The following is a 24,373-nucleotide window of genomic DNA, read 5'->3' on the forward strand; positions in this document are numbered from 1 at the left end:
ATTCCTAATGCTCCGCCACGACTAGCAACTTACCGTCTCGTCGCTCGAAAACATATTCGGATAGAAGGTCGGGTTCGTCCTCGAAAACTTTGTCTATCAAGGCGCGAGCAATCTGGATTGTGTTGGGCACACGCTTGTCCAAAACCACAACCGCGTCACGTTGGGGAATGGCTATCAGCATGCCGCCTGGAAATTGAGCTTCAAGCAGAGCCCAGAATTTGTCGGTCAGAAGCAGAGCCGGGGAGATGGCTTCGTCACCCTCGACGGTAAAAATGGATATTCCTTCCAGGATTTCGCTTTGCCTGACCTGCGTCATCTGCCTGTTGATGTTTTCTAGTGCAAGCTGACGGAGCTGTGCGAAGGAGCGACCTCCAACATCGGCAAACTGTAAACTGGCAAGCGTGTCCTCGGTGTCAATTTGGTAGAGAACCACGACATCCCCAGCCAAATCTTCGTAGACGGGTTCTGCATCAGGTGTGGCGGCTTTTGATTCCAGGCCGCTGAGATGTTCGCGAGGTCGAATGTTCGCTATCAAATGACCAGCATCGAAACCGTCTTCGGTGTCGTTGAGGACAAGCACGCGCAGAAAACGTTGGATCTCTGTTTCAGCTTCCGCCGCCGGCAAATCGCGGATCCTGCCAAGCAAGTTTGTAACATCCACCTGGAGTTCCAGATCTTTGCCGGATCGGCGCTGCCTGGTTACTTTCAACCTAGCCGGATCGTCGGAGTCGGGAATGGTCTCCTTGATGCGACTGTCGGTCTTCAGACGCGAAATGACCTCAGCGCGCAGTGCCGCGACGTTTTCGAATTTCAGCGGATCGGAATAGGCGGTCCCCGCAGGCACCGACAGCGAAATCAAGGCGACGGCGGCGCGTGTGATTGTTCCGAAATATTCCTGCAAGCTACGCATTCTGAAATCGCTCACACCCCCTCCGCGATGATTTCGCGCCCGATCAGCCAGCGGCGGATTTCGCTGGTGCCGGCACCGATTTCGTAGAGTTTCGCGTCGCGCAACAACCGCCCGGTCGGATAGTCGTTGATATAGCCATTGCCGCCAAGCAGCTGGAGAGCGTCGAGCGCCATCTGCGTCGCCTTTTCGGCGGCAAACAGCACGCAGCCGGCGGCATCCTTGCGCGTCGTCTGGCCGCGGTCGCATGCGGCGGCGACGGCATAGACGTAGGCGCGCGCGGCGCTCATCGTCGTGTACATGTCGGCGAGCTTGCCTTGCACCAGCTGGAACTCGCCGATAGGCTGGCCGAACTGCTTGCGCTCGTGCACGTAGGGGATCGCCACGTCGAGACACGCCGCCATAAGGCCGATCGGGCCGCCGGCAAGCACGGTGCGCTCGTAGTCGAGGCCAGACATCAGCACCTCGACGCCGCGGCCTTCCTCGTGCAGCACGTTTTCGAACGGCACTTCGACATCCGAAAAAACCAGTTCGCCGGTGTTGGAGCCGCGCATGCCGAGCTTGTCGAGTTTTTGCGCCACGGAAAACCCGGCCATCGCCTTCTCGACGATGAAGGCGGTGATGCCGCGCGATTTCCGCTCCGGGTCGGTCTTGGCATAGACGACTAGCGTCTCGGCGTCCGGCCCGTTGGTGATCCACATCTTGGTGCCGTTGAGCACATAGCGGTCATTGCGCTTTTCGGCGCGCAGCTTGAGTGAGACGACGTCCGAGCCGGCCCCGGATTCCGACATCGCCAGCGCGCCGATGCGCTCGCCGGAACAGAGCGGCGGCAGGAATTTCTCCTTCTGCGCCGGCGTTGCCCAGCGGTTGATCTGGTTGACGCAGAGGTTGGAGTGGGCGCCGTAGGAGAGGCCGACCGATGCCGAGGCGCGAGAGATCTCCTCGACGGCGATGACATGCGCAAGATAGCCCATGCCGCTGCCGCCGAAATCGGGATCGGCCGTAATGCCGAGCAGCCCGAGCGCGCCGAGTTCGCGCCACAGATGCGCCGGGAATTCGTTCGCGCGATCGATGTCGGCGGCGATCGGCGCGATCCTGTCCTGCGCGAAGCGCCGCACCATGTCGCGCAGCGCCTCGATATCCTCGTCATGCCCGAAGCTGAGCGTGTTCGTGTACATGCTTTCCTCCTGCCTGCATGACCCCGAAGATCTCGATCTTCGAAGGAGCATACGCGAAATCAAGGTGCTGCGGCGTCTCTTGCGCGTCCGAAGGCGCGCGCGGTGTCATGGGTCGTCTCGCCGTCGGTTCCTGCTCCAACCAGGCGCATCGTCATCGAAAGATATGTCGCCGTCACTTCAGCGATCGACAGCCGCTCGCCCGGGCGAAACCAGACGATGACGCCGGTCATCATCTGGATCAGGGCCATGGCCGTCAGCCCGGTGTCGTCGATGCTGAAGACGCCTGCCTCGGCGCCATCGCGCAGGATGGCGCGCAGCTCCTTTTCGTAAGCGGTGCGCATCCGCAGGATCTGTGTCAGCCGTTCGGGCGACAGGCTGCGCAATTCCATGTTCGACACATGCGTGGCGTGCCGACGTTCGATATGAAAAGCGATGTGGTTTTCGACATAGGCGGAGAGCCGCCGCACGGGATCCGTGCTGGCGGGCCTGGCTGCTTCCCAGGCGTCGGTCAGGCCTTCCATATGTTCGCGCATGAGCGTGAACAGAAGCTCTTCCTTGGTCGGGAAATAGCGGTAGAGCGCGGCTGCCTGGACGCCGACTTCGGCGGCAAGCTGGCGCATTGACATCGCTTCGTAGCCAAAGCGCGCGATCAGGTTGATCGCCGCCTCACGGATGGCCGCTTCGGTCTTTTCGCCATCGGATCCTGTGGTACGCGCCATGGTCGCTCCCTGCGGAGCAATATTAAAACGAACGTTCAATTAATTCAAGGTACGGAACCAAATCCGCCGTCATGCAATGATCCTGAACCCGACAAGAGTGTTTCCGGCTGCCAACTCCTCGACATCGACCCTGGAAACGGAAGCACCGGACGGCCCTTTCCATAGGCGCTCGATCATTGTCGAGACCGCTTCATCGAGGCCTGCGATCTGGGTCGCTACGGACCCGTCCGCTTCATTGCGAACCCAGCCCGCAAGACCAAGGTTTGTGGCCTCGCGCCGAGCCCAGATTCTGAAGCCGACGCCTTGAACATTGCCGTAGACGCGTGCCCGCACTTCCCTGCGATGACCAGCCATGAATCTCTCCAAGCCTGTCTCCTTGGAATCTGGCGCACGGCCCGAGGAATGCAACCTGAGAATTGTGCGCACGACGCAACAGCTGGGCTCTCTGGTTTTTGAAATTTAATTGACTCAGTCCATTAATTTTTGGAAAATGAGGCCGCCTTATTGGGGTTGGATGCAAATGTTGGACGAACGCAACGCATTGGTGGCGCAGATCCGCCACTTCAACCGATTCTACACCCGCACCATCGGCCTTCTCGACGAGACCCTGACGCAGAGCGCTTTCACCTTGACCGAGGCGCGCGTGCTGTTCGAAGTGGGCCATCACAGCAGCCCGGCTTCCGCCGAGATCGCCGGCGAACGCGGTTTCCTGGCCGGAGCATTTCGGCTGGAGAACGGCCCGGCGGCCTCCGAAATCGCCAGGCAACTGCGTGTCGATGCCGCCTATCTGACGCGGATTCTGCGCAAGTTTGCCGCCGAGGGGCTGACCGAGGCCAGAACGGATCCGGCCGACCGTCGTCGAAGGGTTCTCTCGCTGACATCAAGGGGCGAGGCCGCGCTTGCCAGGCTTCAGGCGGCGGCTGATCGGGACACGGCGCGGCTGATCGAAAGCGTCCCCGACGACAGGCTACACGAACTGGGCAGCGCGTTGCGCAAGGCCGGGGAATTGCTGGGGGATCCTGCCGGTGAAAACGGCGAGGTGACGCTGAGGCCGCACCGCGTTGGCGACGTCGGCTGGGTCGTGCAGCGGCAGGCCCAGCTCTACGCCGATGAATATGGCTGGAACATCGAGTTCGAAGCCATGCTCGCCGAGATTGGTGCGGATTTCATCCGCAATTTCGTGCCCGGCCGCGATTTCTGCTGGATCGCCGAACGTGGCAGCGAGCCGGTTGGCGCGGTGTTCCTGGTTCATCTGGACGACGAGGTGGCCAAGCTGAGGCTGCTGCATGTCGAGGCGGCGGCGCGGGGCCTGGGCATCGGCAAACGCCTGGTCGCGGAATGCGTGAGCCAGGCCCGCGCCTGCGGCTACATCAGGCTGGTGCTGTGGACCAACGACATCCTCGTCGCGGCGCGCGCGATCTATGAGCGCGCCGGCTTCAGGCTGGTCTCGGAGGAACATCACCACAGTTTCGGCAAGGAATTGACCGGCCAGACCTGGGAACTGGATTTGTAAGCGCGACCGGCCCCAGCTCTAATTCCCCCGCGCCGCCGCCAGCGCGCCGGGCAGTTCCTCGGCGAAAATGTCGAGTTCATGGTCGAGGCCGACGCTGACTCGAATGCAGCGGTCGAGCACTGGCACCATCGGCTTGCGGATGAAGACGTCGCGTGACAGCAGGCCCTGCAGCACCTTCAGCGCGAAGGCGCCATCGCCGCCACAGTCGATGGTGACGAAATTGGTTGCCGAGACCAGCGGCTTCAGCCCGTTCTGCTCGGCTATGCCGGCGATGCGTCGGCGGCCGGCCTCAACCCGCGCCACCACGCTCTGCAGATAGTCCTGATCGGCGAGCGCCTCGACGCCGGCGATCTGGGCCATGCGGCTGACGCCGTAATGGTTGCGGATCTTCTCGAAGTCACGGATCACCTGGGACTCGGCAACCGCATAGCCGCAGCGTATGCCGGCGAGCCCATACGCCTTCGAGAATGTGCGCATGCGGATGACGTTCGGTCTGGAGATATCGATCGGTGGCAGCGCCGAGGCCGGTCCGAGTTCGCCATAGGCCTCGTCGAGCACCAGCATGGTGGTTTCCGGCAGCGCCTCGATGAAGCGGATGAGCTCGTCCGCCTCCCACCAGCTGCCCATCGGGTTGTCGGGGTTGGACAGGTAGACCAGCGGCGCCTTGTCCTTGCGCACCGCCGCAAGCAAGCCGTCCAGGCTTTCCCTGTCGTTCTCATAGGGGACCGTGACCAGCCGCCCGCCGACACCGGCAATATGGAAGTTGAAGGTTGGATACGCGCCGAGCGAGGTGACCACGGCATCGCCAGGCGCCACATACATGCGCGCCACCAGGTTGAGCAGGCCGTCTATGCCTTCGCCGACCACGATGTTTTCGGCCTTCACGTCGTGATGCGCGGCAACCGCCACTTTCAGATCATGATTGTCGGGATCGCAATACATCCACATGTCCCGGGCGATTCCGGCCATGCGCTCGATGACGCGCGGCGAAGGACCAAAACTGCTCTCATTGGCGCCGATGCGGGCGCGAAAAGCGCGGCCACGTTCGCGCTCCTGTGCTTCGGGGCCGACAAACGGCACCGTCGAGGGAAGCGCTGCGATGATCGGCGTTAGGGGAGGGCGCTGGCGCATGGTGAAAGCTCGCTTGAAAAGGGCCTTCTTGCTACCGCGCCGGTTGGGCGCGCGCAAGTTGCCGACCGAGCGGCACTTCAATGCAAAAAACCCGGCGGTTGCCCGCCGGGTTTTCGATTTCGACAAGTCGAAATGTATTAGGACGAGCGCTGGAAGCGGAGGATGCCGCCGATGCTGCTCTTCTTGTCGGCGCCAGTCCAGTGGAGAAGTCGGCGTCGTCGAACTTACCAGCATTGAGGTAGTCGACTTCGGCCGTGATCGTCAGGCCCGGTACGACGTCGTAGGCGATGTTCGCGGCAACGCCGAGATTCTTCCATTCGTCATACGAGATCTGAGCGCCGAGGCTTCGGAGGGCATCCTGCTTCGCGGAAAGGGAAGGACTTGTCCTGCGAAGCGCGAAGCGCGTAGCAGGATGGCGGAGAGGATGGGATTCGAACCCACGAGAAGCTTTTGACCTCTACTCCCTTAGCAGGGGAGCGCCTTCGACCACTCGGCCACCTCTCCGTTGCGCCGCTGGATAAAGAAAAGCGCCGGCACAATCAACAAGCCCGCGTCATTATATGGAAAAATAAGAGCGCACCGAACCGCGGCTCCCTCTTTTCGTCGCCCGTGACCGCGCCTTCATCCCGGGCGGCAGCACGGAAACAGAGAGACGAGGCAGCGGCGGCCTCGATGAAAGCGCCTCGGAAAAGTTCAAAAAGCCAAGTAGGCTGGCGAGCTGGCCTATACTGTTGTGACGACCAAAATCCTGGTTTTGTCTTGGAATTTACTTGAGGCTATTCTGTCGCTCGGCTCGATCAAGAAAGGCCGCGATGTCGTCGGGCAGGCTACCCGTATCGAGGAATGGCGCATGGCCCTGGCCCTCGACCGTGATCGTCTCCATCACCGAATGATGCTCCCGCATCTGCCGCAACGTGTCTGTGGACAGCAATCTCGAATTGGCGCCGCGTATGGTGAGCAGAGGAATCGCACCCAACGCGTCGAATTGCTGCCATAGGGCCGGCAAAGGCTGCGTCAGATCGAGACCCGCAACGGTCTCGACCAGCTTCGGGTCGAAATCCGGCACCAGGCCTTGATCCGTCTCGCGGTTGAGCGCCCGTACCATTCGCGCCCAATCCGTATCGATGAGTGCGGAAAAGTCCTGGCCGTGAACGCTGCGCTGGGCATCCAGTGCCTCGGTGAAGGTCTTGGGCTTCGGCGCGCGTTCAAGATAGGACTGGATGTGGGCAAGGCCGGCCGGCTCGATCACCGGACCGATGTCATTGAAAACAATGGCTTTCAGGGTGGCCGGCTGCATCATGCCGAGCACATGGATGATCAGCCCGCCGCGCGATGTGCCGATGAAGGCCGCCGCCTCCATTCCCAATGCCACCAGCCCGGCAAGGATGTCGCCAGCTTCGACGCCGACATTGTAACGACCGATATCGGCATCGTAGGCGGACTGTCCGCGCCCGCGATAGTCGAAGGCTACCACCTTGCGCGGAACCGCGGCTCGGGCCGAAAGATGGAGCGCCAGCTCATGAAAATCCCGGGCGTTGCGGGTCAGGCCGGGCAGGCAGACGACCGGCCAGTGTCCGGAATTTGCTTCACCATAGACGCGCGCGTGAAGTTTCAGCCCATCCGGCGCGCTGTAGAAAAAGTCGGAAAAGCCTTCAGTGCTCGACATCTGGATTCTATCCCTTCCCGTCGCCGGATTGTTCCTCGACAGCTACAGGTGAGGGAAGGTGGGGTCAAATGAAGAGCGGGACGCCGAAGCTGCCGATCTCCCCTCTTGCGGGGGAGATTGGCAGCTTCGGTGATGTCGCCTCTGGAGCCGTCACCTTGTCGGTCAGCCGCGCCCGTTCACCAGATCTCCAACGATGTCGTATTTGCCGGAAATACGCATCTTGTAAACCTCGTAATTCTCCATCACGCGCTGCACGTAACTTCTTGTTTCCGTGTAGGGAATTCGCTCGATCCAGTCGACGATGGCGTCGATGTCCTTGCCGCGCGGATCACCGTATTTCGCTACCCACTGGCTGGCCCGGTTGGGACCGGCATTGTAGCCGGCGAAGGTCAGCACATAGGAGCCGTTGAAACGATCGAGCTGCTCGCCGAGGAAGGCCGAACCCAGCGTCGCGTTGTAACCGGCGTCGGTGGTCAGTCGTGTCGGCGAGAATTGCAGTCCGGCCTTCTTCGCCAATTGCCTGGCTGTGCCCGGCATCAGCTGCAGCAACCCGCGCGCGCCGGCGCTGGACACGGCGCCGATGTTGAACTCGCTCTCCTGGCGGGCGATCGCATAGGCCAGCGCCTTTCCCGATCCGGAGATGTTGGCCGAATCGGGAATGACTCCGAGCGGATGCGACAGCGCGCCGACATCGATGCCGCGCGCCCCGGCGATCTTGCCGATTTTCAGCGCCATGAAGTGGTTGCCCTGTTTTTCCGCCAGGACGGCGAGCAGAGCCAGTTCGCCGGGGCTGGTCAACTGCCCGGCAAGGTCGCGATAGAGCGTTTCGGCATAGCGGTCGTAACCGGCCTCCTGCAGCCGCTTGATGGCGCTGACGGCTTCGCGGCCGGCAAAATTCCGCCGGTCGGCGGCGTCGGGCTGCGGATAGACGATGTTCAGCGCCTGCCGGCCGACACGTTCGGCGGCAAGCTGGCCGTAGAATGTCGTGCCGTAGGCAGCGGCGCGCGCAAAATAGTCCTTGGCATTGCCCGGGCCACCGACTTCCGCCGCACGGCCGAGCCAGTAGTAGGCGCGCGACAGGGTCATCGGTCCCTGGGCGAGGTCGGCGATGCGCGTAAAATGCGTTGCAGCAAGCTTGGGGTCGTTCAGGCCACGCAGCGCATACCAACCGGCATGGAACTCGGCCTCCGCCGCATTGGTGGCACTTTCGGCAGCATGCGTGGCGACGATCCGGTAGGCCGTCTTCATGTCGCCCTGGTCGACCAGTTCGCGCGACAACACCCGGCGCTCGACCCACCAGGCATCCGGATCGACCAGAGCTTCGCGATCGGTCGGTGCCTGCATCACGACAGCCGCGGCGCCGGCAAAATTCTCTTGCTTGCGCAGATATTCGGCCTGCGCAAAGAAATAGCCGGCAGAACGCTGTGCCGCCGGCACCGCCTTCAGCAGTTTAGGTGCATTCTTGTCGCCGCGGTCGGCCGCCGCCCAGGCATCGGCAAGCTGCTGGGCACCGGCGAGGCCGGCCACACGTCGTGCCGAATTCGCCCGATCGGCATAGAACATGCGCTCCATGCGAAAACGGTGGTCGGCGGCCGGAATCAGGCTGCCGAATTCCGTGATCAGCGCCGTCTCGTCCTTGGCCTCCAGGATCGCCGTGCGCCAGAATGGCGACAGCACCGAGCGCGCCGCCTTGGCATTGCCCGACGCCACGTAGGCGCGGGCGAGAACCATCACGCCTTCGAATGTCTGCGGCTGGCTGCCGTCGAACGCCGCAATGACGGTATCGGGGGCAGGGTTCTCGCGATAGAGCGCGCGCTCGCTGTTCTTGCGCAAGGCGACGGTGCCGGGCCAGTTGGGCAGCTCCCTGGCGGCGGCGGCAATATCGCCGCTCGGAACCTTGTCGCCGCCGTAAAGCGCGATCGCCCAGGCAAGGATGTGCTGGTCGAGCGAGTGGCCGGGGAGGGCATCACGCACGGCGCGGGCGCCGGGAATGTCGCCAGCCGCCAGCGCATCCAGCCCGCTTTTCAACAGGGCGACGCTTGGCGAGGCATCCTGTTGCGTCTCGGCCTGCAGGCCCGGCATCGTGATGGCCGAGACGACCTGCACATCGACGCTACCGCCGATCGCCATGCCCGGCATCAGCGCGAGCGTGGCGCCAAGCAGCGCGAAGAGGTGAGGCCGACTGGCCGGCATGGTCTTTACGTCTTTCCTTGTCCTGGCATTCTACCAGCAGGCGCAGAGGCCTCGAAGCCTAAACTTAGGTCGTGAAGAGCCCGTAAACAAAGAGTTAGCGCCGTCGTTCGAATTGCGCTTGCTGGCACCATGGCAATGCTTGCCGCGCAACCATGTCGAGACTATGGTGCGCCGCTTCGCTTTCGGCTAGAAGGCGCGCACGACAAAACACCGATGCATGTCGCCTGAGAGTGGGTACCGGTTTTGGGACAACGACATGCTTGAACAAAGAAGCCCCAAGGAGTTGGACGACATGCTGAGAGGCTCGCTTACTGCGCTCGTGACACCGTTCGAAAAGAGCGGGCGTTTCGACGAGAAAGCCTTTCGCGCGTTCGTCGACTGGCAGATCGCCGAGGGCACGACAGGCCTTGTCCCGGTCGGCACCACTGGTGAGTCGCCGACGCTGTCGCATGACGAGCACCGCCATGTCGTCAAGGTGTGCATCGAGGTGGCCAGGGGCCGGGTTCCGGTGGTTGCCGGCGCCGGCTCCAACAACACCGAGGAAGCGGTCGGGCTGGTGCAATATGCCGAGAAGGCCGGCGCGAACGCCGCACTCGTCGTCACCCCCTATTACAACAGGCCGACCCAGCGCGGCCTCTACGCGCATTTCGCCGCCGTCGCCAAGGCGACCAACTTGCCGATCATCATCTACAACATCCCGCCGCGCTCGGTCATCGACATGAGCCCGGAGACGATGGGCCAGTTGGTGCACGACTTCAAGAACATCATCGGCGTCAAGGATGCCACCGGCAAGGTCGAGCGGGTTTCCGAGCAGCGCGCTACATGCGGCAAGGATTTCATCCAGCTTTCGGGTGAGGACGCTTCGGCGCTCGGCTTCAACGCGCATGGCGGCGTCGGCTGCATTTCGGTGACGTCGAATGTCGCGCCACGGCTCTGCGCCGAATTCCAGGAAGCTACGCTTTCCGGGAACAGCGCCAAGGCGCTGGAGTTGCAGGACCGCCTGCTGCCGCTGCACAAGGCGATCTTCCTCGAGCCCGGCGTTTCCGGCGCGAAATATGCGCTGTCGAAGCTGGGCAAGATCGAGAACGTGCTGCGTTCGCCGCTGATGACGGTCGAACAGTCGACCGCCGACAAGATCGATGCGGCGATGAAGCACGCCGGCTTGATAAACTAGGGATGAGGCGCCACCTCTCCACATCATGAATCAAGTCAGAAAAGCCGATCCCAACAACAAGACCGTTGCGGAAAACCGCAAGGCGCGATTTTCCTATGAGGTGCTCGACACGATCGAGACCGGCCTTGTGCTGACCGGCACCGAGGTCAAGTCGCTGCGCCAGGGCCAGGCCAACATCCAGGACAGCTATGCCTCGGTCGAAGGCGGCGAGATCTGGCTGATCAATTCCTATCTGCCGGAGTATCTGCAGGCCAACCGCTTCAACCACGAGCCGCGCCGGCGCCGCAAACTCCTGCTCAACAAGCGCGAAATGGCCAAGCTGTCGCAAAGCGTCGACCGCGAAGGCATGACGCTGGTGCCGCTGAAGATCTATTTCAACGATCAGGGCCGCGCCAAGCTTCTGCTCGCCGTCGGCCGCGGCAAGAAGCTGCACGACAAGCGTGAAACCGAGAAGCAGCGCGACTGGTCGCGCGAGAAGGGCAGGCTCTTAAAAGAGCGTGGGTAGGCTGGGGCCATTCGTTTGAAGAACCGGATTGTCCTTTTGGGTTTGGCCAGCCTGATCTTGGTGTGTTTCATCGCTGCCGGCGGCTATCTCTATTTCAGGGCATTCTCGCCAGACCGTGGCAAGTATCCGGTCAGAGGCATCGACGTCTCCCATCATCAGGGCCAGATCGACTGGCGGCGCGTTGCCTCCGACGATGTCGCCTTCGCCGTCATCAAGGCGACCGAAGGCGGCGATCATGTCGACGATGCCTTCTCCACCAATCTGCGTGAGGCCCGCGCGGCTGGTCTTGCCGTCGGCGCCTATCATTTCTTCACCTTCTGCCGGCCCGGTGCCGACCAGGCGAAGAATTTCATCTCGGTGGTGCCGCACGATCAGCCTTTGTTGCCACCGGTCGTCGACATCGAGTTCGGCGGCAATTGCCCGCAGCGGCCAACACCCGAGCAACTGAACGCCGAACTGGCGGCGTTCCTCGCGCCTGTCGAGGCCGCCTTCGGCAAGCCGGCGATCGTCTATCTGACCGACGAGGCTGAGCAGGCCTATGCTGGGCGTATCCCCGCCCGGCCGCTTTGGCTTCGCTCATTGCTGCTGCAGCCGGACCGCGGCGACTGGGTCTACTGGCAGTACCACAACAGGGGCCGCGTCGACGGCATCGACGGCGATGTCGATCTGAATGTGCTGCAGGGTGGACCGGCCGTGCTGGCCACGCTGTCTGCGGCATCACCTGGATCGATCTCTCCGGAAGCCAAGTGATCCCCTGAGCCCATTCGGGGACCCTGCTTGCCGCCGCCTCATGCCGCAGCCTGGGAAACCTCCGGCGCGAGCGTCACATTGGCATCGCCCCAGACTTTCAACGCGGTGATCACCGGTTCCAGGCTCCTGCCGCGCGGCGTCAGGCTATATTCCACCTTTGGCGGCACTTCAGGATAGATCTTGCGCGCAATCAGCCCATCGGCTTCCAGTTCGCGAAGCTGGTTGGTCAGCATGCGCTGCGTGCAGTTCGGAATGCGCCGGCGTATCTCGTTGAAGCGCAGCGTGCCCTCGAACAGATGGTAGAGCACGACGCCTTTCCACTTTCCATCGATGTAGCGCAGCGTTCCCTCCACGGTGCAGCCGGGGCTGCAATCGAATCGCTCATGGCGAATGCGCGGCATGACGGTATCCTTTTCGACACTATGTGCTTTATATGTGCATTCTTGCGCTCCCGGCACATAATCCGCATCTCTGCTCCAAGCAACGCCCAACAGCAATCGCCCAACAGCAATCGCGGAGACCAAAATGCGCGCCGTCGGCTATCAAATCCCAGCCCCCATCACCTATGAGACCTCGCTTGTCGACATCGACTTGCCCAGGCCCGAGCCGAAAGGCCGTGAGTTGCTGGTCGAGGTGAGGGCAATCTCGGTCAACCCGGTCGACACCAAGGTGCGGCAAAGCGCCAGGCCCGAAGCCGGAGCGTGGCGGGTGCTCGGCTGGGACGCTGCCGGCCGGGTGGTTGGGACCGGTCCGAACGCCAGCCTGTCCAAGGCGGGTGATGATGTCTTCTATTCCGGCGCCCTGGCGCCGCAAGGCACCAATGCCGAGTTTCACCTTGTCGACGAGCGCCTTGTCGGCCGCAAACCCGGCTCGCTCGGCTATGCGCAGGCAGCGGCGCTGCCGTTGACCGCGGTCACCGCCTGGGAGACTCTGTTCGACCGCCTCGATGTCAGGAAGCCTGTCGCGGGCGCGGCGAAGGCCATCCTGATCATTGGCGGCGCCGGCGGCGTCGGCTCGATCGCGGTGCAGCTAGCGCGCCAACTCACCGATCTGACGGTGATCGCCACCGCATCGAGGCCCGAGACGCGCGACTGGGCGCTGGAGCTCGGCGCCCATCATGTCGTCGATCATTCCAGGCCGCTCGCCGCCGAAGTCGCGGCCCTTGGCCTCGGCGCACCAGCCTTTGTGTTCTCGACAACCAACACCGACCGGCACCTGGCCGAGATCGCCGAATTGATCGCCCCGCAAGGCCGTTTCGGACTGATCGACGATCCCAAATCGCTCGACATCAATCCGTTCAAGCGCAAGAGCGTGTCCGTGCATTGGGAGTTCATGTTCACCCGCTCGATGTTCGAGACGCAGGACATGGCCGCACAAGGAGAGTACCTCGACGAATTGGCCCGGCTTGTCGACGCCGGCACCATCCGCACGACACTGGGCGAGACATTCGGTCCTATCAATGCCGCCAATCTGAAGCGCGCCCACGCGCTGATCGAGACCGGCAAGGCCAAGGGCAAGATCGTGCTCGAAGGGTTCTGAAGTCGGGTGCTATGTCTGCAGGAAGGCCGCGATCTCGCTGAAGACGCTGACGAACATCGCTTCGGTCAACACGCCGGTGTTGGTGTTGTAGCGGGAGCAGTGATAGCTCGAAAACAGCGTGACGCCGCCGGCCGGCAGCTGCCCGCCATGCTTGAACGGGTAGGCGGCGATGCGCCCACCCAGCGCACGCACCGTCGACTGGTGCGCGATCGTTCCGAGCGCCAGCACGGCGCGCAGGTTGGGAAAGCGTGCGATCGTCGGCACCAGGAACGTCCGGCAGGTGGCAATCTCGGCGCCCACCGGCTTGTTCTCCGGCGGCACGCAGCGCACCGCATTGGTGATCGCCGTGCCGACGAGCTCCAGCCCATCATCGGGCCGCGCCTTGAACTCGCCGCGCGCAAAACCGTGCGAGATCAGCGTCGAGTAGAGCAGGTCGCCGGCATAGTCGCCGGTGAAGGGCCGTCCGGTGCGGTTGGCGCCGCGCAAGCCGGGCGCCAGCCCGACGATCAGAAGCCGGACGGCATCGTCGCCATTAGGTGGCACGAAGGTCGGCACCGGCGCGTTGAACCAGGATGGTTCCAGTTGTCGCCATTCAGCGATAAAGTCATGCAGCCGCGGGCAGAGCGGGCAGTCGCGGCCGGGTTCGGAGGGGGAAAGGGCGGTCAAGGCGACCGACCTCAGTAGTCGTCCTCGTCGACTTCGGCCGGCTCGGGCCGGCGCACCGGCCTCTCCGACGGATCGCGGCCGACTTCGTTCTTCAGCGTCGTCAGGTCGATGAAATGGTCGGCCTGGCGGCGCAGATCGTCGCTGATCATCGGCGGCTGGGAGGCCATGGTCGAGACGATCGACACCTTTCGGCCGCGGCGCTGCAGCGCCTCGACCAGCGTGCGGAAATCGCCATCGCCGGAAAAGATGACGTAGTGGTCGACGACATCGGCGAGTTCCAGCGCATCGACCGTGAGCTCGATGTCCATATTGCCCTTGATCTTGCGGCGGCCGGTCGAGTCGGTGAATTCCTTGGCCGGCTTGGTGACCACCTTGAAGCCGTTGTAGTCGAGCCAGTCGATCAAGGGACGGATCGAGGAGTATTCCTGATCCTCGACCAGCGCGGTGTAGTAATAGGCGCGCAGCAGATAGCCACGCTTCTGGAAGCTCGACAGAAGCTTGCGATAGTCGATGTCGAAGCCGAGCGCGCGCGACGTCGCGTAGAGATTGGCGCCGTCGATGAATAGGGCGATTTTTTCACGGGGGTCGAACATGGAAAATGGTCCTTTCGAAATAAGCGGCCGTCTAAACGAAATGCGATAGCGGCTGTCGGTCAGGCTCATAATAAACCGGCTGACCTTGGCGCTATCCGAGATAACGCCAGTTTCGCGGCAATCCAAGGGCGCGTTGCCGCACGCAAGCAATTGTGATCGAGGCGGCCGAACCCATGGATGCAGCTTGTTTTGCCGAATCGCCTGTTTAAACGAAGGATTGGGCGCCCTGCGGCCCGGCCATTGCCATGATGCTTGTATTTTGGCGGCGTTCGGGTTATGGACCGCGCCTGTTTTCCATCAAATCCATCGCATGAAAGGGGCATCCATGGCCCGCGTAACCGTTGAAGATTGCATCGACAAGGTCGACAACCGCTTCGAGCTGGTGCTCCTTGCCGGCCACCGCGCCCGCCAGATCAGCCAGGGGGCGCCGATCACCGTGCCGCGTGACAACGACAAGAACCCGGTGGTGGCGCTGCGCGAGATCGCCGACGAGACACTGTCGCCCGACGACCTCAAGGAAGACCTGATCCATTCGCTGCAGAAGCACGTCGAGGTTGACGAGCCCGAAGCCGATGGCGAGGCGATCGCCGACCAGACCGGCGCCGCTGTCGCGGCCACCGATGCCGATGGCGCCGAGGAGAACATCACTTTCGACCGGATGACCGAGGAAGATCTCCTGGCCGGCATCGAGGGCCTGGTGCCCCCCGAAAAGAGCGACGACTACTAAGCGAGCCTCTGTTGCGGAGGTCGCTGGAATAATCGTCCGGCACTTCCGTATCGGCAGTTTCGTGGCTATCTAGTACCAACTGTCGCAAATACCAGATGCAGTTTTGGCCGCGCTTGGCATAATGCATGAATCTGGTATTTGCGACAGTTGGTACCGGACATGCGCCGTACAGCAGTGCGGCGCATGATTCATTTCACCGCTGCGAGATCCCGCCCATGATGCGTCAGTATGAGCTTGTCGAGCGCGTCCAGCGCTACAAGCCTGACGTCAACGAGGCGTTGCTCAACAAGGCCTACGTCTATGCCATGCAGAAGCATGGCCACCAGAAGCGCGCTTCCGGCGATCCCTATTTCTCGCATCCGCTCGAAGTCGCCGCGATCCTCACCGAAATGCACATGGACGAGGCGACGATCGCGGTCGCCCTGCTGCATGACACCATCGAGGACACCACGGCGACGCGGGCCGAAATCGACGAGCTGTTCGGTCCCGAAATGGGCAAGCTGGTCGAGGGGCTGACCAAGCTGAAAAAGCTCGACCTGGTGTCGAAGAAGGCCGAGCAGGCGGAAAACCTGCGCAAGCTTCTGCTGGCGATTTCGGAAGACGTCCGCGTCCTGCTGGTCAAGCTCGCCGACCGCCTGCACAACATGCGCACCCTCGACCACATGCCGGAGGCCAAGCGCCTGCGCATCGCCGAGGAGACGATGGACATCTATGCGCCGCTGGCCGGACGCATGGGCATGCAAGGCATGCGCGAGGAGCTGGAGGAGATCGCCTTCCGCTACATCAATCCGGAAGCCTATCGCGCCGTCACCGCCCGGCTCGCCGAAATCTTCGAGCGCAACAAGGATGTGCTGTCCGAGATCGAGAAGGCACTGTCCACGCTGTTTGAAAAGCATGCGATCAAGGCCAGCGTGAAAAGCCGTCAGAAGAAGCCGTGGTCGGTGTTCCGCAAGATGGAGGCCAAGGCGTTGTCCTTCGAGCAGCTGTCCGACATTTTCGGCTTTCGTGTCGTCGTCGATACGGTCGAGGATTGTTATCGCGCGCTCGGCGCCATCCATACCGCCTGGTCGATGGTGCCTGGCCGTTTCAAGGATTACATCTCGACGCCGAAGCAGAACGACTACCGGTCTATCCACACCACCATCGTCGGGCCGTCGCGCCAGCGCGTCGAGCTGCAGATCCGCACCCGGCAGATGAACAAGATCGCCGAATACGGCGTTGCCGCGCATTCGATCTACAAGGATACCGGCGGCAAGGCCAACGGCGCCGCGCATGCGATCTCGAAAGAGACCAACGCCTATGCCTGGCTGCGGCGCACCATCGAGCAGCTTGCCGAGGGCGACAACCCGGAAGACTTTCTCGAAAACACCAAGCTGGAACTGTTCCAGGACCAGGTGTTCTGCTTCACGCCGAAAGGCATGCTGATCGCGCTGCCGCGCGGTGCCACGCCCATCGACTTTGCCTATGCTGTGCACACCGATGTCGGCGACACCTGCGTCGGTGCCAAGGTCAACGGCCGCATCATGCCACTGATGACGGAACTGAAGAACGGCGACGAGGTCGAGATCATCCGCTCCAAGGCGCAGGTGCCGCCGGCGGCGTGGGAATCGGTCGTCGTCACCGGCAAGGCGCGCTCGGCAATCCGCCGCGCCACCAAGAATGCCATCCGCAAGCAGTATTCCGGGCTCGGCATTCGCATCCTGGAACGCGCCTTCGAGCGCGCCGGCAAGACCTTCACCAAGGAGAGCCTGAAGCAGGTGCTGCACCGGCTGGCGCGCAAGGACATCGAGGACGTGCTGGCCTCGGTCGGCCGTGGCGAGCTTGCCTCCACCGATGTCATGAAGGCGGTGTTCCCCGACTACAAGGACGAGCGCGTCACCACCGCCGCGCCCAAGCAGCGCGAGGAGGGCTGGTCGAAGATCCGCAACGCCGCCGGCATGCTGTTCCAGATTCCGGGCCGGGCCGCGCGTAAGGACAAGGACCAGCCGCGCGACGGCGCCGTGCCGATCCGCGGCGTGCGTGGCGACCTGCCGGTGCGCTTCGCGCCGGAAGGGGCGGTGCCTGGCGACCGTATCGTCGGCATCGTCCAGCCTGGCACCGGCATCACCATCTATCCGATCCAGTCGCCGGCGTTGCAGGCCTTCGATGACCAGCCCGAGCGCTGGATCGACGTGCGCTGGGACATTGACGAGCGCACCAAGGAACGGTTTCCGGCCCGCGTCTCGGTCACCGCCATCAATGCGCCGGGTTCGCTCGCCGATATCGCCCAGGTGGTTGCATCGAACGACGCCAACATCCACACGCTGTCGATGGTGCGCACCGCGCCCGACTTCACCGAAATGCTGATCGATCTCGAAGTCTGGGACCTGAAGCATCTCAACCGGCTGCTGTCGCAGCTCAAGGACAATTCGAGCGTCAGTGATGCAAGGCGTGTGAACGGCTGATAGCGATAATCTGTTTGGGGATAGGCAGAAATGAACACCGATGAAGTGCTGGGGATTTTCCGCGAGGCGGGTGCTGTTCTCGAAGGGCATTTCATTTTGACCTCGGGCCTGAGAAGTCCGGTCTTCCTGCAGAAGGCACGCGTGTTCATGCATGCCGACAAGACCGAGCGGCTGTGCAAGGCGCTGGCCGAAAAGATCCGCGCTGGCGTGCCGGGCAAGATCGACTACGTGGTCGGCCCGGCGATCGGCGGGCTGATCCCGGCTTACGAGACGTCGCGCCACCTCGGCGTGCCGGCCATCTGGGTCGAGCGGGAAGGGGGTGAATTCCGCCTGCGCCGCTTCGAGATCGCCAGGGGCGCGCGCGTCGTCATTGTCGAGGACATCGTCACCACCGGCCTGTCGATCCGCGAAACCATCGAGTGCCTGCGCGAACTTGGCGCCGAAGTGGTTGCTGCCGCCTGCATCATCGACCGTTCAGCCGGCAAGACCCATGTCGGCGTGCCGCTGATCGCGCTCGCCGAATATGAGGTTCCGGCCTATCCGGCGGACCGGCTGCCGCCGGAACTGGCCGCCATACCGGCGGTTAAGCCCGGCAGCCGCAATATCTGACGGGGAGGGCGGGATGATCGCCGGCATCGATCATTTCGTGCTGACGGTCGCTTCGCTGGAAGTGACCTGCGCCTTTTATCAGCGCGTGCTGGGCTTTGAACGCATCGACGCGCCCGGCCGGCCGACAGCGCTGGCTTTCGGCACCCACAAGATCAATGTGCACGAGGTCGGCCGTACCTTCGAGCCGAAAGCCAAGTCGCCGACGCCCGGCTCGGGCGACTTCTGCCTGATCACCGACCGGCCGCTGGGCGAAGTCAGCACCCGTCTCGCGGCCAACGGCGTGGTGGTGGAACTCGGACCGGTCGAACGCATTGGGGCCCGTGGTCCGATGATGTCGGTCTATTTCCGCGACCCGGACGGCAATCTGGTCGAGGTCAGCGAATACCGGCCGGTTCCTTAAATTCGCCGCGATTGTCCAATGTTCGAAGCAGCGAATGCCACCCCGAAAGGGCGGCAACAAGCGTGCGCCGCGCAGGCGGTGTTTGGTTGTTCTCCTGCCGGCGCGTCGCTATATCAAGGTTGCGATTGCCATAGGGGGATCGTCAAGCGCAAGATGGTGCTGTCGCGCCCGGCTGAAAGTGCCGGCGTGGGAGCTGTGAAACGGGTATAGAGTGCTTTTTCGACGCCGCAAGCCTGATGGCCTTTTCGAGCGGGTGCGTACCTATCTGTGGCCGCGCCGCTCGTTTTCGCGCTCGCTTCAGTATTTCTCCAAGCGCATCCTGCGGCTGAAGGCCACACCGCACGCGGTGGCGGCCGGTGTCGCCGCCGGCGTCTTTGCCTCGTTCTTTCCCGTGGGCTTTCATTTCGCCATTGCCGCCGTCCTGTGCTGGGTGATCGCGGGCAATTTGGTGGCGGCCGGTGTCGCCGCCGTGTTCTTCGGCAACCCGCTGACCTTTCCGCTGCTGTGGGGCGCGTCCTGGGAAACGGGCAAGCTGATCTTGCATGATCGCCTGCCGGCGCACGGCCCGCCCGCGCATCTGGGCGAGATGCTGCACAAGCTGTCCTTTGCGCAATTGTGGAAACCTATCCTTGAGCCGATGCTGATCGGCGCGATCCCGCTCGGGCTGGTGTTCGGCCTCTTGTTCTATGGCATCACGCGCTGGGGCATGAGCGCTTTCCGAGAACAGCGGCGCAAGCGCCTTGCCGAGCGCGCGAGCCGGCATGTGCAATCGTCTCATCCCGGCGGAAGCATCGGTTCCGCCGCACGATGATCATCGGCATCGGCAGCGACCTGATCGATATCAGACGCATCGAGAAGTCGCTGGAGCGTCACGGCCAGCGCTTCATCCAGAGAATCTACACCGAGGTCGAGCAGGCCCGCTCCGAGAACCGCCGGGCGCGTGCGGCGTCCTACGCCAAGCGCTTCGCCGCCAAGGAAGCCTGCGCCAAGGCGCTGGGCACTGGCCTGGCGCAGGGCGTCTTCTGGCGCGACATGGGTGTCGTCAACCTGCCCAGCGGCGCGCCGACCATGGCGCTGACGGGAGGGGCGCGGGCGCGCCTGGACAAAATCCTGCCAAAGGGTCATCGGGCGGCAATCCACCTCACCATCACCGATGATTTCCCGCTCGCTCAAGCCTTTGTGATCATCGAGGCGTTGCTCGTCGAAGAAGCGCCACATTGATTGCATCTGACGACCGGCACGACGTTGCCCAGCGCGCGCCGAGACTCTATACCATCCAACGCACAATCGAGGACGACATGAGCGTGGTTGAAAAATCTGAGAAGAAATCCGGCGGCCTTGGCGAGACCGTCAGCGTCATCGTCCAGGCGCTTTTGCTCGCCCTGGTCATCCGCACGCTGTTGTTCCAGCCCTTTTCGATCCCGTCGGGATCGATGCGGCCAACACTTCTGGAAGGCGACTATCTGTTCGTTACCAAATGGTCCTACGGCTATTCGCGCTACTCGCTGCCTTTCGGCCCCGATATCTTTTCGGGCCGCATCTGGGGCTCCGAGCCGAAGCGCGGCGACGTGGTGGTGTTCAAGTTCCCGCCTGATCCGTCTATCGACTATATCAAACGCGTGGTCGGCCTGCCCGGCGACAAGATCCAGGTCAAGGACGGCCAGCTATTCATCAACGGCGTCGGCGTGCCGCGCGTGAAGACCGGCCAGATCGACAATCCCGACATCACTGAGGAATCACGCCCTATCGATGTCTATCGCGAGACCTTGCCCAACGGTGTCAGCTACGACACGCTCGACTTGAATCCGAACTCGATCGGCGACAACACGCGCGAATTCGACGTGCCGCCAGGCCACTATTTCATGATGGGCGACAACAGGGACAATTCCGCCGACAGCCGTTTCACCGTCGGCTACGTTCCCGCGGAAAATCTGGTTGGCCGCGCCAATCTTGTTTTCTTCTCGATCGCCGGCAAGGCGAGCCCGCTCGAAATCTGGAAATGGCCGTCGCTGATGCGCGCTTCGCGCCTGTTCCACTTCGTCAATTGATGGCTTTGAAGCGCCCGACAGGCGAAACACTGGCCGGTGTGGTGAAAGCCAAGACCGGTCATGTCTTCAAGGATATCCGCTTGCTTGAGACCGCCTTGACGCACTCCAGTGCGGTCAAGGCGGCCAGCAACAATCAGCGTCTCGAATTCCTTGGCGATCGCGTGCTTGGGCTTGTCATCGCCGATATGCTTTTCGAAAAGTTCCCCGACGCGCCGGAAGGTGAAATCGCGCCCCGCTTCAATGCGCTGGTGGATGCGAAAACATGCTCCGAAATCGGCATCGAAATGCAGTTGGAGGATCTGGTTCGGGCCGACGCTGCCTTGAAGACGCGGTCGCGTGGCTCGGGCGGAAACTATCTGGCGGATGCGGTCGAAGCCCTGATCGCGGCGGTTTACGTCGACGGTGGCATCGACGCCGCGCGGCGCTTCGTCCTGCGTTACTGGGAGCCGCGCTCGCGCACCGTCGTGGCAAAGCCGCTCAATCCGAAATCCGATTTGCAGGAATGGATTGCCAAGACCAGCGATGCGCGCCCCGAATATGTGATCGAAAAACGCGAAGGACCCGACCATCAGCCTGTCTTCACGGTGTCCCTGCAGGTCAGCGGCTTTGCGCTTTCCATCGGCACCGGCGGCTCCCGCAGGGCCGCCGAAGAAGCGGCGGCTTCGGCATTTCTTGTGCGCGAAGGCGTCTGGGCTAACGCATCGGCCAAAAAATCGGAGCCGATTTTTGGAAAGCACGATGCGTAGATTCAAAGTTTTAGAGCGTCCTTTGCGCGTCCAAGCGGACGCGCGGCGCTCTGGAGCAATTCCAGGAAAAGTGTATAGCAGTTTTTCCGGGGAAAAGCGCGCGGCGCTTTCCCTTGGGAATTGCGTCAAAACAAGGAGATAGAGCGGTTCGGCGTTTCCGTGAAACGATGAACCGCTCTGATGAAGGGAGCGCGGCATGACCGCCACCGAAGACACCTCTCCGGCAACGGAGGTCGCCGCCACGCACTCCGGCTTCGTCGCGCTGATCGGCGCGCCCAATGCCGGCAAGTCGACGCTGGTCAACCAGCTGGTCGGCGCCAAGGTGTCGATCGTCACCCACAAGGTGCAGACGACCCGCGCCATCGTGCGCGGCATTGCCACGCATGACAATGCGCAGATCGTCTTTGTCGATACGCCCGGCATCTTCAAGCCCAAGCGGCGGCTCGACACGGCGATGGTGACCACCGCCTGGGGCGGCGCCAAGGACGCCGATATCGTGCTGCTTTTGATCGACGCCGAGCGCGGCATCCGGGGCGATGCCGACGCTATTCTCGAACGGCTGAAGGACGTCCGCCAGCCGATGGTGCTGATCCTCAACAAGGTCGACCGGGTCAAGCACGAGGCGCTGCTGGCCCTTTCAGCGGCAGCGAACGAGAAAGTGCCGTTCAAGCGCACCTTCATGGTCTCGGCGCTGACCGGGTCAGGCTGCAAGGACCTGCTCGACTATCTCGCCGAAGCCTTGCCGGCCGGCCCCTGGTATTATCCGGAAGACCAGATCTCCGACCTGCCGATGCGCCAGCTGGCGGCCGAGATCACCCGCGAAAAGCTTTATCTGCGGCTGCATCAGGAACTGCCCTATTCCTCGCATATCGAGACCGAGAAATGGGAAGAGAAGCCGGACGGCTCGGTGCGCATCGACCAAACCATCTATGTCGAGCGCGACAGCCAGAAGAAGATCGTCCTCGGCCACAAGGGCGAGACAATCCGCGCCATAGGCCAGGCGGCGCGCATGGAGATAGCAGGCATCCTCGAACAGAAGGTGCACCTGTTCCTGTTCGTCAAGGTGCGCGAGAACTGGGGCGACGACCCCGAACGTTATCGCGAGATGGGGTTGGAGTTTCCGCGCTAGAGAGAAGCGGTTTTCCGTCCGAAATTGCGGCGAAACAACTAGGTCTATGGACAGAAAGCCGAACATCGTCAGCCGGCTGATCGCCACGCAATTTCCCGCTGGAAGAACCTTGCAGTCAGGCCGCTTGAATTTGGCGGCTAGGACAGCAGGATGACGGATGACCGTGTGGCTGCCGAGCGCGGCGGCCTGTTCTCTGCAAGCGGATAAGGAACATCGGACTACCGCGGCTGTCCAAGCGCCAGCAGCACGCCATTGGCGAGATGCTCCGCGTCGGCCCTGCTTTCGAACGGAACGACAGACCTCGCATACTCGACCGGCGAGAAATCGGATCCTTCGGCATTGATCAGCGCGGCCTGGCGGCTTGCCGCATCCATGTTGCCGAGCTGCGCATAACAGGCGGCAAGTCGCGTTCGGATCCATGGCGTCGGCCGCGTCGCCAGTTCCAGCGCCTCGGCGGCCGGCCGGTACTCGCCCAGCATGTAGAGCGCCAGCGATCGATCGTACTGGTACCAGTGCGGATTGAGCGGGTCGATCCTGATCGCGCGCGCCAGCCAGGCAAGCGCCTCAAGCGGCCGCCCGCACATTGTCAGCAGATGCCCCATCTGCTCGATGCATTCGGCGTCGCCTGGATTGAGCTGAAGCGCGATCCGCAAATGATGCTCGGCCGCCTCGTGGTCGCGCAGGCTGAGCCGCACCAGTGACTGGATGCGGTGTGCGGTGGCCTGGTCGGGGGACAGCGCGATGCCCCTGTCGGCAAGGTCGCGGGCTTTCGCCAGCACGGCATCGCTGGTAGGCCCGAATTCGCTGTTCAGCACATATGACAACGCCAGATAGGTATGGGCGAGGCCATAGACCGGATCCCTGGCGATCGCGGCCTCGAACAGCGCCGCCGCTCCTTGTAAGTCGCTCTGCGCCGGGTCGCGCAGCAAGGCGACGCCGCGCAGCACCAGCTCATAGGCGGCCAGGCTGGTCATCGGCCGTCGCGCGGCGCGCTGCAACCCGGCATTGTTGACCCGCACAACCAGCCGGCCGACGATCTCCTCGACAATGTCCTGCTGGATGGCGAACAGCCCGGCAGCCTCGGCCTGATAGCGATCGCCCCAGATCTGGGTGGCGCTGGCTGCATCGACGAGATTGACCGCGGCGACGATGCGGTCCGCCTGCCGCCGCACCGAGCCCTCGACGAGATAGTCGGCGCCGATGCGCGAGCGGATGGCCGGCCATTCGGCGGGCGAATGGGACGCAAACGAAAAGCTTGAATTGCGCGCCAGCACCGTTACCGTGCCGAAGCGGGCGAGGCCGTTGATGATGTCTTCGGCAAATCCGTCGACGATTGCGTCGTTGGCCGGATCGCCGCTGTCGTTGCGGAATCTGAGCACCGCCACGATCGGCTGTGCGCCGGGTTCGGGCACCGCTTCAGTCTCGGGCACCAGCATGTAGCCACGCTTCGACACCGTTCGCACCAACTCTTCGCCAAGCACCTTGCGGATCTCACGCACCGACTGCGTCAGCGAATCCTCGGTGACGAAAACGCCCGGCCAGACCGAGTCCATCAGTTCCGATTTCGGCACCACGCGGCCGATGTTGCGGGCGAGGTGCGTCAGCAACGCATAGGCCTTCGGCCGCAGAAAGGCCGGCTGGCCGGCCCGGCTGAGCGTGCCCTTGCCCAGATCGAGCGTGAAACCGCCGAATTGAAAAATCTGGTCGGTGGCCAAGACCGCCATCAAAAGGCCTGC

25 protein-coding genes, 1 tRNA gene and 1 pseudogene are annotated in these 24,373 nt (G+C 62.7%); 14 read left to right on the forward strand and 13 right to left on the reverse strand.

All coding sequences use genetic code 11. From position 1 onward, the window contains the following. Positions 1-4: 4 nt before the first annotated feature. The 4 genes from ACFSQT_RS33115 to ACFSQT_RS33130 form a co-directional block, all read right to left on the reverse strand. Complete coding sequence (locus tag ACFSQT_RS33115; protein WP_379025987.1) at positions 5-925, reverse strand: DUF1444 domain-containing protein; 921 nt, start codon at positions 923-925, stop codon at positions 5-7. Further along, positions 922-2,085: an isovaleryl-CoA dehydrogenase gene (locus ACFSQT_RS33120; protein ID WP_379025989.1), complete on the reverse strand. Its 1,164-nt coding sequence runs from the start codon at positions 2,083-2,085 to the stop codon at positions 922-924. Before ACFSQT_RS33120 ends, ACFSQT_RS33115 begins: the two co-directional genes overlap by 4 nt. A 59-nt stretch (positions 2,086-2,144) precedes the next feature. Further along, the gene (locus ACFSQT_RS33125) at positions 2,145-2,804 is read right to left on the reverse strand and encodes a TetR/AcrR family transcriptional regulator (RefSeq protein WP_379025991.1); all 660 of its coding nucleotides are present in this window, start codon (positions 2,802-2,804) and stop codon (positions 2,145-2,147) included. A 69-nt stretch (positions 2,805-2,873) separates the two neighbouring features. Then, positions 2,874-3,158 carry an acylphosphatase gene (locus ACFSQT_RS33130; RefSeq protein WP_379025993.1) on the reverse strand — a complete coding sequence of 95 codons (285 nt, stop codon included), beginning with the start codon at positions 3,156-3,158 and terminating at the stop codon, positions 2,874-2,876. A 166-nt stretch (positions 3,159-3,324) separates the two neighbouring features. Here ACFSQT_RS33130 and ACFSQT_RS33135 point away from each other — a divergent pair, with 166 nt between their 5' ends. After that, complete coding sequence (locus ACFSQT_RS33135; protein WP_379025995.1) at positions 3,325-4,317, forward strand: bifunctional helix-turn-helix transcriptional regulator/GNAT family N-acetyltransferase; 993 nt, start codon at positions 3,325-3,327, stop codon at positions 4,315-4,317. Positions 4,318-4,335: 18 nt separating this feature from the next. On the opposite strand, the gene ACFSQT_RS33140 is transcribed toward ACFSQT_RS33135, so the two are convergent. From ACFSQT_RS33140 to ACFSQT_RS33160, 5 genes and pseudogenes are all read right to left on the reverse strand, one after another. Continuing rightward, entirely contained in the window at positions 4,336-5,448 is a 1,113-nt protein-coding gene (locus tag ACFSQT_RS33140) for a pyridoxal phosphate-dependent aminotransferase (RefSeq protein ID WP_379025997.1), read from the reverse strand. Positions 5,449-5,585: 137 nt separating this feature from the next. Next, positions 5,586-5,794, reverse strand: a pseudogene (locus ACFSQT_RS33145) (porin); the annotation flags it as partial. A gap of 67 nt (positions 5,795-5,861) precedes the next feature. Then, positions 5,862-5,952, reverse strand: a tRNA-Ser gene (locus tag ACFSQT_RS33150). A 262-nt stretch (positions 5,953-6,214) separates the two neighbouring features. Then, positions 6,215-7,114, reverse strand: a complete 900-nt coding sequence (locus ACFSQT_RS33155; RefSeq protein ID WP_379025999.1) for an alpha/beta fold hydrolase — start codon at positions 7,112-7,114, stop codon at positions 6,215-6,217. A 162-nt stretch (positions 7,115-7,276) separates the two neighbouring features. Then, the gene (locus ACFSQT_RS33160) at positions 7,277-9,307 is read right to left on the reverse strand and encodes a lytic transglycosylase domain-containing protein (protein WP_379026001.1); all 2,031 of its coding nucleotides are present in this window, start codon (positions 9,305-9,307) and stop codon (positions 7,277-7,279) included. Between the two features lie 292 nt (positions 9,308-9,599). Between ACFSQT_RS33160 and dapA the strand changes: the two genes are divergently transcribed. The 3 genes from dapA to ACFSQT_RS33175 are packed head-to-tail and all read left to right on the forward strand — an operon-like array spanning position 9,600 to position 11,736. Further along, complete coding sequence (dapA, locus tag ACFSQT_RS33165) at positions 9,600-10,481, forward strand: 4-hydroxy-tetrahydrodipicolinate synthase (protein ID WP_379026280.1); 882 nt, start codon at positions 9,600-9,602, stop codon at positions 10,479-10,481. Between the two features lie 25 nt (positions 10,482-10,506). Then, the gene (gene smpB, locus ACFSQT_RS33170) at positions 10,507-10,986 is read left to right on the forward strand and encodes an SsrA-binding protein SmpB (protein WP_027144197.1); all 480 of its coding nucleotides are present in this window, start codon (positions 10,507-10,509) and stop codon (positions 10,984-10,986) included. Positions 10,987-11,001: 15 nt separating this feature from the next. After that, positions 11,002-11,736 carry a glycoside hydrolase family 25 protein gene (locus tag ACFSQT_RS33175; protein ID WP_379026004.1) on the forward strand — a complete coding sequence of 245 codons (735 nt, stop codon included), beginning with the start codon at positions 11,002-11,004 and terminating at the stop codon, positions 11,734-11,736. 38 nt (positions 11,737-11,774) lie between these two features. On the opposite strand, the gene ACFSQT_RS33180 is transcribed toward ACFSQT_RS33175, so the two are convergent. Next, positions 11,775-12,137, reverse strand: a complete 363-nt coding sequence (locus ACFSQT_RS33180; RefSeq protein WP_181823960.1) for a winged helix-turn-helix transcriptional regulator — start codon at positions 12,135-12,137, stop codon at positions 11,775-11,777. Positions 12,138-12,261: 124 nt separating this feature from the next. On the opposite strand from ACFSQT_RS33180, the gene ACFSQT_RS33185 reads away from it, so the two are divergent. Next, positions 12,262-13,275, forward strand: a complete 1,014-nt coding sequence (locus ACFSQT_RS33185) for a zinc-binding alcohol dehydrogenase family protein (RefSeq protein WP_379026006.1) — start codon at positions 12,262-12,264, stop codon at positions 13,273-13,275. Between the two features lie 9 nt (positions 13,276-13,284). Here the strand turns inward: ACFSQT_RS33185 and ACFSQT_RS33190 are convergent, their stop codons facing one another. Beyond that, positions 13,285-13,941, reverse strand: coding sequence for a uracil-DNA glycosylase (locus ACFSQT_RS33190; RefSeq protein WP_379026008.1), 657 nt, complete (start codon positions 13,939-13,941; stop codon positions 13,285-13,287). Between the two features lie 11 nt (positions 13,942-13,952). Further along, a complete protein-coding gene (locus tag ACFSQT_RS33195) occupies positions 13,953-14,534 on the reverse strand; it encodes a LabA-like NYN domain-containing protein (protein WP_010915096.1) in 582 nt (193 codons plus the stop codon). A 325-nt stretch (positions 14,535-14,859) separates the two neighbouring features. Here ACFSQT_RS33195 and rpoZ point away from each other — a divergent pair, with 325 nt between their 5' ends. The 9 genes from rpoZ to era all read left to right on the forward strand — a co-directional run bounded on the left by rpoZ (position 14,860) and on the right by era (position 22,637). Beyond that, on the forward strand, positions 14,860-15,261 hold the full coding sequence (gene rpoZ, locus ACFSQT_RS33200) for a DNA-directed RNA polymerase subunit omega (RefSeq protein ID WP_379026010.1): 402 nt from the start codon (positions 14,860-14,862) through the stop codon (positions 15,259-15,261). Between the two features lie 215 nt (positions 15,262-15,476). Next, a complete protein-coding gene (locus ACFSQT_RS33205; protein WP_379026012.1) occupies positions 15,477-17,705 on the forward strand; it encodes a RelA/SpoT family protein in 2,229 nt (742 codons plus the stop codon). 30 nt (positions 17,706-17,735) lie between these two features. After that, positions 17,736-18,314 (forward strand): orotate phosphoribosyltransferase, encoded by a 579-nt coding sequence (gene pyrE, locus ACFSQT_RS33210; protein WP_379026014.1) that lies wholly within the window; start codon positions 17,736-17,738, stop codon positions 18,312-18,314. A 13-nt stretch (positions 18,315-18,327) separates the two neighbouring features. Next, a complete protein-coding gene (locus ACFSQT_RS33215; protein WP_379026016.1) occupies positions 18,328-18,714 on the forward strand; it encodes a VOC family protein in 387 nt (128 codons plus the stop codon). A 211-nt stretch (positions 18,715-18,925) separates the two neighbouring features. Then, positions 18,926-19,525, forward strand: a complete 600-nt coding sequence (locus ACFSQT_RS33220) for a DUF2062 domain-containing protein (RefSeq protein WP_379026018.1) — start codon at positions 18,926-18,928, stop codon at positions 19,523-19,525. Next, positions 19,522-19,935, forward strand: a complete 414-nt coding sequence (gene acpS / locus ACFSQT_RS33225; protein ID WP_379026020.1) for a holo-ACP synthase — start codon at positions 19,522-19,524, stop codon at positions 19,933-19,935. The genes ACFSQT_RS33220 and acpS overlap by 4 nt, the downstream gene beginning before the upstream one ends. Positions 19,936-20,012: 77 nt before the next feature. Continuing rightward, a complete protein-coding gene (gene lepB, locus ACFSQT_RS33230) occupies positions 20,013-20,762 on the forward strand; it encodes a signal peptidase I (protein ID WP_379026022.1) in 750 nt (249 codons plus the stop codon). After that, entirely contained in the window at positions 20,762-21,508 is a 747-nt protein-coding gene (gene rnc, locus ACFSQT_RS33235) for a ribonuclease III (protein WP_379026282.1), read from the forward strand. Before lepB ends, rnc begins: the two co-directional genes overlap by 1 nt. A 196-nt stretch (positions 21,509-21,704) precedes the next feature. Then, positions 21,705-22,637, forward strand: a complete 933-nt coding sequence (era, locus tag ACFSQT_RS33240; protein ID WP_379026024.1) for a GTPase Era — start codon at positions 21,705-21,707, stop codon at positions 22,635-22,637. Between the two features lie 218 nt (positions 22,638-22,855). On the opposite strand, the gene ACFSQT_RS33245 is transcribed toward era, so the two are convergent. After that, positions 22,856-24,361, reverse strand: coding sequence for a winged helix-turn-helix domain-containing tetratricopeptide repeat protein (locus tag ACFSQT_RS33245; RefSeq protein WP_379026026.1), 1,506 nt, complete (start codon positions 24,359-24,361; stop codon positions 22,856-22,858). Between the last annotated feature and the right edge of the window lie 12 nt (positions 24,362-24,373).

Origin of the sequence: Mesorhizobium calcicola (assembly GCF_042682105.1) — a bacterium.
Classification (GTDB): Bacteria; Pseudomonadota; Alphaproteobacteria; order Rhizobiales; family Rhizobiaceae; genus Mesorhizobium; species Mesorhizobium calcicola.

Excerpts from the sequence above, each read along its gene's own strand:
- ACFSQT_RS33120 (WP_379025989.1), bottom strand. The coding sequence starts at position 2,085 with ATGTACACGAACACGCTCAGCTTCGGGCATGACGAGGATATCGAGGCG.
- ACFSQT_RS33215 (WP_379026016.1), top strand. The coding sequence starts at position 18,328 with ATGATCGCCGGCATCGATCATTTCGTGCTGACGGTCGCTTCGCTGGAA.
- ACFSQT_RS33130 (WP_379025993.1), bottom strand. The coding sequence starts at position 3,158 with ATGGCTGGTCATCGCAGGGAAGTGCGGGCACGCGTCTACGGCAATGTT.
- pyrE (WP_379026014.1), top strand. The coding sequence starts at position 17,736 with ATGAACACCGATGAAGTGCTGGGGATTTTCCGCGAGGCGGGTGCTGTT.
- ACFSQT_RS33135 (WP_379025995.1), top strand. The coding sequence starts at position 3,325 with ATGTTGGACGAACGCAACGCATTGGTGGCGCAGATCCGCCACTTCAAC.
- ACFSQT_RS33245 (WP_379026026.1), bottom strand. The coding sequence starts at position 24,361 with ATGGCGGTCTTGGCCACCGACCAGATTTTTCAATTCGGCGGTTTCACG.
- ACFSQT_RS33180 (WP_181823960.1), bottom strand. The coding sequence starts at position 12,137 with ATGCCGCGCATTCGCCATGAGCGATTCGATTGCAGCCCCGGCTGCACC.
- ACFSQT_RS33160 (WP_379026001.1), bottom strand. The coding sequence starts at position 9,307 with ATGCCGGCCAGTCGGCCTCACCTCTTCGCGCTGCTTGGCGCCACGCTC.
- ACFSQT_RS33140 (WP_379025997.1), bottom strand. The coding sequence starts at position 5,448 with ATGCGCCAGCGCCCTCCCCTAACGCCGATCATCGCAGCGCTTCCCTCG.
- rpoZ (WP_379026010.1), top strand. The coding sequence starts at position 14,860 with ATGGCCCGCGTAACCGTTGAAGATTGCATCGACAAGGTCGACAACCGC.
- rnc (WP_379026282.1), top strand. The coding sequence starts at position 20,762 with ATGGCTTTGAAGCGCCCGACAGGCGAAACACTGGCCGGTGTGGTGAAA.
- ACFSQT_RS33185 (WP_379026006.1), top strand. The coding sequence starts at position 12,262 with ATGCGCGCCGTCGGCTATCAAATCCCAGCCCCCATCACCTATGAGACC.
- lepB (WP_379026022.1), top strand. The coding sequence starts at position 20,013 with ATGAGCGTGGTTGAAAAATCTGAGAAGAAATCCGGCGGCCTTGGCGAG.
- ACFSQT_RS33195 (WP_010915096.1), bottom strand. The coding sequence starts at position 14,534 with ATGTTCGACCCCCGTGAAAAAATCGCCCTATTCATCGACGGCGCCAAT.
- ACFSQT_RS33205 (WP_379026012.1), top strand. The coding sequence starts at position 15,477 with ATGATGCGTCAGTATGAGCTTGTCGAGCGCGTCCAGCGCTACAAGCCT.
- ACFSQT_RS33155 (WP_379025999.1), bottom strand. The coding sequence starts at position 7,114 with ATGTCGAGCACTGAAGGCTTTTCCGACTTTTTCTACAGCGCGCCGGAT.
- era (WP_379026024.1), top strand. The coding sequence starts at position 21,705 with ATGACCGCCACCGAAGACACCTCTCCGGCAACGGAGGTCGCCGCCACG.
- dapA (WP_379026280.1), top strand. The coding sequence starts at position 9,600 with ATGCTGAGAGGCTCGCTTACTGCGCTCGTGACACCGTTCGAAAAGAGC.
- acpS (WP_379026020.1), top strand. The coding sequence starts at position 19,522 with ATGATCATCGGCATCGGCAGCGACCTGATCGATATCAGACGCATCGAG.
- ACFSQT_RS33125 (WP_379025991.1), bottom strand. The coding sequence starts at position 2,804 with ATGGCGCGTACCACAGGATCCGATGGCGAAAAGACCGAAGCGGCCATC.
- smpB (WP_027144197.1), top strand. The coding sequence starts at position 10,507 with ATGAATCAAGTCAGAAAAGCCGATCCCAACAACAAGACCGTTGCGGAA.